The organism is Orenia sp. (genome assembly GCF_055140805.1).
Map to the genome: position 1 here is coordinate 1 of NZ_JBSQYM010000159.1, position 6,467 is coordinate 6,467.

A 6,467-nucleotide genomic window follows, 5' to 3' on the forward strand; every position below is an offset into this window, starting at 1 on the left:
TAATTGGCCACTAAGGTGAAATTTAATGGAGCTATTGCGACACTTTCGTGTCAAGAACCAGGAATCTGGAATCAGTATCATTTACAGATTCCTGATAACTGATTCCAGATTCCTAAAAGTATTGCTTTTTCCTTCTATTGTTTCATTCTAAAATTATTTATCTATAGCCTAATACTAAAAAATAAAAATCCATGCTCAGCTAGTAGCTAAACATGGATTTTAATAGGTTACTTATAGAATTTTTAAAGGATTCTCTAAATAATAAACTCTTGAACCAACTGTTGTAATTTAGAAGACATCTCTGCTAGCTCTTCTGATGAACCAGCTATCTCGTGAGAAATAGACCTAATGTGCTGAGTTGCACCTGTAATTTCAGTACTATTTGCAGCCAATTGATGGGAAGCAGAGGATGTCTCTTTAATTTGAACAGAAGTATCCTCAATTACCTGTTGAATCTGATTAAATACCTTATCAGTCTCTTGAACAATGAGTTTACCTTCCTTAGCTTCATGTTCCACTTCTTTGATAGCTTTCAATCCTGTTTCTGCTTTCTTTTGAGTTGTCTCTACTAAATCATGAATTTTAGCCGTTGATTTAGTTGTTTCTTCTGCCAAACTTCTAATCTCATCAGCTACAACAGCAAAACCACGTCCAGCTTCACCAGCTCTAGCAGCCTCAATAGCGGCATTCAAAGCCAATAAATTGGTCTGCTTAGCTATATTATTAATCATCTCAACAATCTGATCAATCTCTTTAGAAGTATAATCTAACTCCTCAATAATACCCACTGTATTATGTACCGATAGATTTATCCTTTCAATATTCTCAATTGTCCTATTAATATTCTGATTTCCCTGTATAGTTTGTAAACTAGACTGCTGAGCTAGCTCTGTTACCTGACCACTTATTTGAGAAACTCTCTCTATATTTGTTGCCATCTCTTTGAGATTATTATTAGTTTCTTCAATAGCATATTCCCCAGTTTCAGCTGAAGCAGCTAATTGATTACTATGAGATGATAAATAGTCCATAGAGGAGGTCATCTCTGTTACAATCTCCTTTAGATTACCATGCATCTCATTAAGAGCTTTAGATAAATGACCAATTTCATCTTTAGTTCTAATCGTCAAAGGCTTGGTAGATAGATCTTTTTGAGCTATCTTCTTAGCAAATTCAATAGCAGAAATAATTGGATAAGCCAATCTATGAGCAAATATTATCGCTATAATTATAACCAAGATAGATGTTATAATCATTACTAAAAATATTCTAGTATAAATCGGAGTTAATTGCTTACTTAAATATTTTTTCTCTATTACAGATATAAACTTCCAGCCAGTCTTAGGCGAGGTATAGATATAAGCCAAATAATCTATTCCATCCATTTTTATTTCAAAATTATCCTCTTTGATTTTAGAAATATTATTGAACTTGTCCACACCTAAAGCTGTTATATTCTTAAAGAGCATCTCATTTGGTTTGCGTGGATGCCCTAGAATAGTTCCATCTTCTGTTGTCAAGATGATATAACCAAGACTTCCAGTACTGACATGCTGCATCAAATTCGTTAATACCTCTATATTAATATCAATCCCCTGTACACCAACAACTTTACCTTCAAAATTTTTCACTGTTGTAGCTGCAGTCATCGTATAGTAATTACCACCTATACCTCGAATAGATTGATACGGCTCTGTAATAACAATATCTCCTTTATTCTCCATGGCCAATTTATAATAAGGAGCCTCTCTAGGGTCATAATTTCTTTCAACTATAGCTGTTGGACATTGTACATATCCTCCATCAGTAGTAGCTACAAAGGAATAGGACGAGTAAGAGTTATATGAGGCTTCATTTTGAGCTTGAATATAATTAAATAATTGGTCGTAAATCCCTGCTTCTACTTTTCCATTGTTTTTAGGAGTCGGATGTAATTGAGACTTATCACTCTTATGTACATAAGAAGTAACACTACTATCTGCTTTTCTAATTGCTGGATTCAAAGATAACATCTTAGCACTTGCTTTTACCATATCAAAATATACCTCAATCTCATTATCAACCTGTTTAATCTGTCGCTTAGTAGACTCTATAAAGTTATCCTCAACTGTTTGTTTAGTAGAAATAATCTCTAAATAACTTAACATAAAGATTGGTATTAAAGCTGTCAATAATACTAATAAAATTAATTTATTTCTTAACCCACTACTAAAAATTCTTTTTATTTCTACTTTATCTATCAAAGATTTTATCTTTGCTTTGAAGGCTCTGCTGAAATCAATTTGCTCCTTATCTGCATCGATTTTCATAAATGCTTTCCTCCTAATATCTTATTGCCTTAAATGATTTACCATCTAATAGAAGTTGATATAAATCATTATAACATTGTTATATTAACTTATTATTATATGATTGTTAATAAATATTAAATTATTATCTAATATTTAGCTACAAAGCAATTCAATCTCAGTTCTATCTACTTAATTTAAATCATCAATTTAAATTAAAGATAATAAAAGTAAAGAGAGCCCTAAAAAAGACTCTCTTATCTTTAATAATTCACCCAATCAGCAGTTGCCATATATATAATCTTTTCACAGATGTTAGTAGCATGATCCCCTGTTCGCTCCAAATATCTACTTACAAAAATCAAATTATTCCCTTGCCTAATTGATCTAGGGTCTTCCATCATATAGGTCAATAACTCTCTAAAAATCTGTCTATCTAAATTATCAACCTTATCATCTCTAAGTCCAGCCTCTCTAGCTTTATCAACATCTAACTCAACAAAAGCCTCTAGAGAATCTCTAATCATTGAGATTACTACCTCTTTCATGCGTGGTAAATCAATCAATGACTTAATTAATTTTTCATCGACTACTTTACTTGCTACTATAGCAATATTTTGAGCCAAATCTCCCATGCGTTCTAAATCAGTGGCAATTTTAGATATCATATCTATTGTCCGTAAATCTTTAGCAACAGGTTGCTGTAAAGCCAATAATTTGATACATTTTTGCTCAATTTTTACTTCATATTCATCTAAATCATCATCATTATCAATTACATGATTAGCTAATTTGATATCCTGCTCAACTAAAGAGTTAACTGCTTGGTTAATTCTCTCTTCTACCATACTTCCCATCTTTAAAACATCATTCTTTAACTCTTCTAAATCTTGTTCAAAATGCTTTCTTCTTACCATCATTGAACCTCCCTTTAAATATTAACCAAATCTACCAGTGATATAATCTTCTGTCTTCTTATTATCTGGATTTTCAAATACCTTCTCTGTTGGACCATACTCTATTAATTTCCCCATATAGAAGAAAGCTGTTTGATCTGAAATACGTGCAGCCTGTTGCATACTATGAGTTACAATTACAATTGTATATTTTTCTTTTAACTCATCAATTAAATCCTCAATCTTTCCGGTAGCAATTGGATCTAACGCTGAGGTTGGTTCATCCATTAACAGCACCTCTGGCTCTACAGCCAATGCTCTAGCTATACACAATCTCTGCTTCTGTCCACCAGAAATACCCAAAGCAGGAGAATCTAACTTATCCTTGACCTCATCCCATAATGCTGCAGATTTCAAACTCTCTTCTACAATTTTATCCAATGTCTCAGTATCCTTAATTCCATGAATTCTAGGTCCATATGCTACATTATCATAAATAGATTTAGGAAAAGGATTAGGATGTTGGAAAACCATACCGATTTGTTTTCTTAATTCAACAACATCCATCTTTTCACTGTAAATATTGCTACCATCTATTAATATATCTCCATCAACTTTAGTACCTTTAATTAAATCGTTCATTCTATTTAAAGTTCTTAAAAAAGTAGATTTACCACAACCAGAAGGTCCAATAAATGATGTTACTTGATTTTCTGGTACTTCAAGAGAGATATCTTTTAAAGCTTGAAAATCTCCATAATAAAAATCTAAATCATTAACTTCAATTTTATGTTTGCTCATAATACTTCCTCCCATTTACTTGGTAAAAAATTATGAATTTCTTAGTCGTCAATAAATAATTTACAAAAATTATATTTTATCAGTATTTAGAACCATTTTTAAAAGTTGGATTGATATAAGGAAATCTTATCTATTGTTATTGTTACCATAATAGCTTCTTAAAGCAATCGCTACTAAATTAATAGAAATTACTAAGAAAAGTAATACAACTGCTGTTCCATAAGCTAAAGGAATCTGTTTAGGTGAAGTCCCAGCTGTTACTAAAGCATAAATATGGTAAGGTAAAGCCATTACTTCATTGAAGATAGAAGATGGTAACTTACCAGTGTAAAAGGTAGCAGCAGTAAATATAATCGGAGCAGTCTCTCCTGCAACCCGCCCAACACCTAAAATACATCCAGTTAAAATTCCTGGTAAAGAGGCAGGTAGAACAACATTTTTGATAGTTTGCCACTGAGTAGCTCCTAAAGCCAAGGAAGCATGACGATATTCATCAGGTACAGTCATAAGTGCTTCTTCTGATGCTCTAATAATTGTAGGTAAAACTACAATAGCTAAAGTACACGCACCTGATAAAATAGATACTCCAAAACCTAAAACCTTAACAAAAACCCCCAATCCAAACAATCCAAATACAACTGATGGTACACCAGCCAAATTATTTACACCAATTCTAATTAAATGAATTATTTTATTCTCTTCTGCATATTCAACCATATAAATGGCTGCAAAGACACCAAAAACTGTAGCTACTAATATTGAAGCTACAACTAAGTAAAAGGAACCTAAAATAGCAGGGAAGATCCCCCCTTCAGTCATTCCGTTTTTAGGCATTGCAGTGATAAACTCCCAGTTAATTACTCCTATTCCCCGACTAAATATAAAGTAGATAATTATAGCTAGAACTCCTAATGCCGCCACAAGGGTTGAAGCAAAAAAACCAAATACTAATTTTTCTTTTAATTTTCTTAAAAATAATCTATTCTTATTACTTTCAATAACTTTAACAAGCTGATCATTTTTAACCATACTGTTATTTGTAATCAATTCATTATTTTCCATCATTGACCACTCACCTTCTTTTTAAATCTTCGGGAGAATCTATCAGCTAAGAAATTAAAGAATAAAGTGATAATAAATAATAGAATACCAATTCCAAATAAAGCCTGATAATGCTCACTACCTACAGGAGCTTCTCCCATCTCTGCTGCTATAGTAGCTGTCATTGGTCTTAGAGGCTTTAAGATATTTGTTGGTATTATAGCTGCTCCTCCAGCAACCATTAATACTGTCATTGTTTCTCCTATTGCTCGACCAATTCCTAATATAATTGCTGTTACAATTCCTGAACTAGCAGAAGGAACAATTACCTTACTAATTGTTTCCCACCTTGTTGCACCTAACGCTAATGAAGCATCCCGAAAAGTCTTTGGTATAGAGCTTATAGCGTCCTCAGATAAACTAATAATTGTAGGTAAAGCCATTATTCCTAACATAATAGATGCAGTCAGACCTGTCAAACCTGTTGGCAATCCAAACACGTCTTTTAAAAATGGTCCTAAAATCTTCATTCCAAACAATCCATAAACTACAGATGGAACACCCGCTAATAATTCCACTAAAGACTTAACTACAGTTCTATACTTACCAGGTAAAATATAAGATATAAAAATAGAAGACGAAATTCCAATTGGTACAGCAATCACCATTGCTCCAATAGTAACCACAAATGACCCAAGAACCAATGCTAAAGTTCCAAAATCAGCTGGATCATATGTTGGATACCAGTCTTTACTAAATAAAAACTCTCCGAACCCTACTTTGGTGAATATAGGAAGACCTTCCTTGAATAATACTATTATAATTCCTGTCAAAAATAAAATTGAGGACAAAGCAAACATAAAGAGAAGTTTCTTGATTATTCTCTCTTTTGTTTTCCAATGTACTAAATTCATAATACCTCTCCCTCCACTAATTACTTATATGGTTGTCCCAATCTTGTCTAGTGCTTAAATTATCTAAATAAAAATAATTTGGGGGGGATTCCCCCAAAATTATTTTTATTTAATTTAAGTAGTCAAGATTTGAATAATCAAGTTCTTAATATAATGGTACATAACCTTGCTCTTTAGCAATCTTTTGACCTGCTGGACTTAAAATAAAGTTAATGAAGCTAGCTGTTAATCCTTCTGGCCATCCATCAGTAAACATAAATAATGGACGAGCGATTGGAAAATCTCCACTTGCTACAGTAGCATTACTTGGAGCTACACCATTAACCTTGATTGCTTTTAACTTATTTGATAAATAACCTAATCCTACATATCCAATAGCACCTTCTGTTTCTGCAACTGTTCCAGCTACAGCTCCATTAGATGATTGTAGTGAACAACCTCCGAGACGAGCAACGGAGGCTTCAAAAGAAGTTTGAAGTTTAAGTTTCCTCCTAATTTATTAGGATATCCTTATTCTTTTAGGACTT

The 6,467-nt window shown here is 32.6% G+C and carries 6 protein-coding genes; all 6 read right to left on the reverse strand.

The features are described from left to right. Positions 1 to 254: 254 nt before the first annotated feature. Positions 255 to 2,309 carry a methyl-accepting chemotaxis protein gene (locus tag ACTCDL_RS13190; RefSeq protein ID WP_463177595.1) on the reverse strand — a complete coding sequence of 685 codons (2,055 nt, stop codon included), beginning with the start codon at positions 2,307 to 2,309 and terminating at the stop codon, positions 255 to 257. Positions 2,310 to 2,551: 242 nt separating this feature from the next. Continuing rightward, the gene (gene phoU, locus ACTCDL_RS13195; protein ID WP_463177598.1) at positions 2,552 to 3,205 is read right to left on the reverse strand and encodes a phosphate signaling complex protein PhoU; all 654 of its coding nucleotides are present in this window, start codon (positions 3,203 to 3,205) and stop codon (positions 2,552 to 2,554) included. 21 nt (positions 3,206 to 3,226) lie between these two features. Beyond that, a complete protein-coding gene (gene pstB / locus ACTCDL_RS13200; protein ID WP_463177602.1) occupies positions 3,227 to 3,985 on the reverse strand; it encodes a phosphate ABC transporter ATP-binding protein PstB in 759 nt (252 codons plus the stop codon). 126 nt (positions 3,986 to 4,111) lie between these two features. Continuing rightward, positions 4,112 to 5,050, reverse strand: coding sequence for a phosphate ABC transporter permease PstA (gene pstA / locus ACTCDL_RS13205; RefSeq protein ID WP_463177605.1), 939 nt, complete (start codon positions 5,048 to 5,050; stop codon positions 4,112 to 4,114). Next, complete coding sequence (pstC, locus tag ACTCDL_RS13210; protein WP_463177608.1) at positions 5,047 to 5,940, reverse strand: phosphate ABC transporter permease subunit PstC; 894 nt, start codon at positions 5,938 to 5,940, stop codon at positions 5,047 to 5,049. The genes pstA and pstC overlap by 4 nt, the downstream gene beginning before the upstream one ends. A gap of 145 nt (positions 5,941 to 6,085) precedes the next feature. Beyond that, positions 6,086 to 6,436 (reverse strand): substrate-binding domain-containing protein, encoded by a 351-nt coding sequence (locus ACTCDL_RS13215; protein ID WP_463177613.1) that lies wholly within the window; start codon positions 6,434 to 6,436, stop codon positions 6,086 to 6,088. Between the last annotated feature and the right edge of the window lie 31 nt (positions 6,437 to 6,467).

Excerpts from the sequence above, each read along its gene's own strand:
- phoU (WP_463177598.1), bottom strand. The coding sequence starts at position 3,205 with ATGGTAAGAAGAAAGCATTTTGAACAAGATTTAGAAGAGTTAAAGAAT.
- pstA (WP_463177605.1), bottom strand. The coding sequence starts at position 5,050 with ATGATGGAAAATAATGAATTGATTACAAATAACAGTATGGTTAAAAAT.
- pstB (WP_463177602.1), bottom strand. The coding sequence starts at position 3,985 with ATGAGCAAACATAAAATTGAAGTTAATGATTTAGATTTTTATTATGGA.
- pstC (WP_463177608.1), bottom strand. The coding sequence starts at position 5,940 with ATGAATTTAGTACATTGGAAAACAAAAGAGAGAATAATCAAGAAACTT.
- ACTCDL_RS13190 (WP_463177595.1), bottom strand. The coding sequence starts at position 2,309 with ATGAAAATCGATGCAGATAAGGAGCAAATTGATTTCAGCAGAGCCTTC.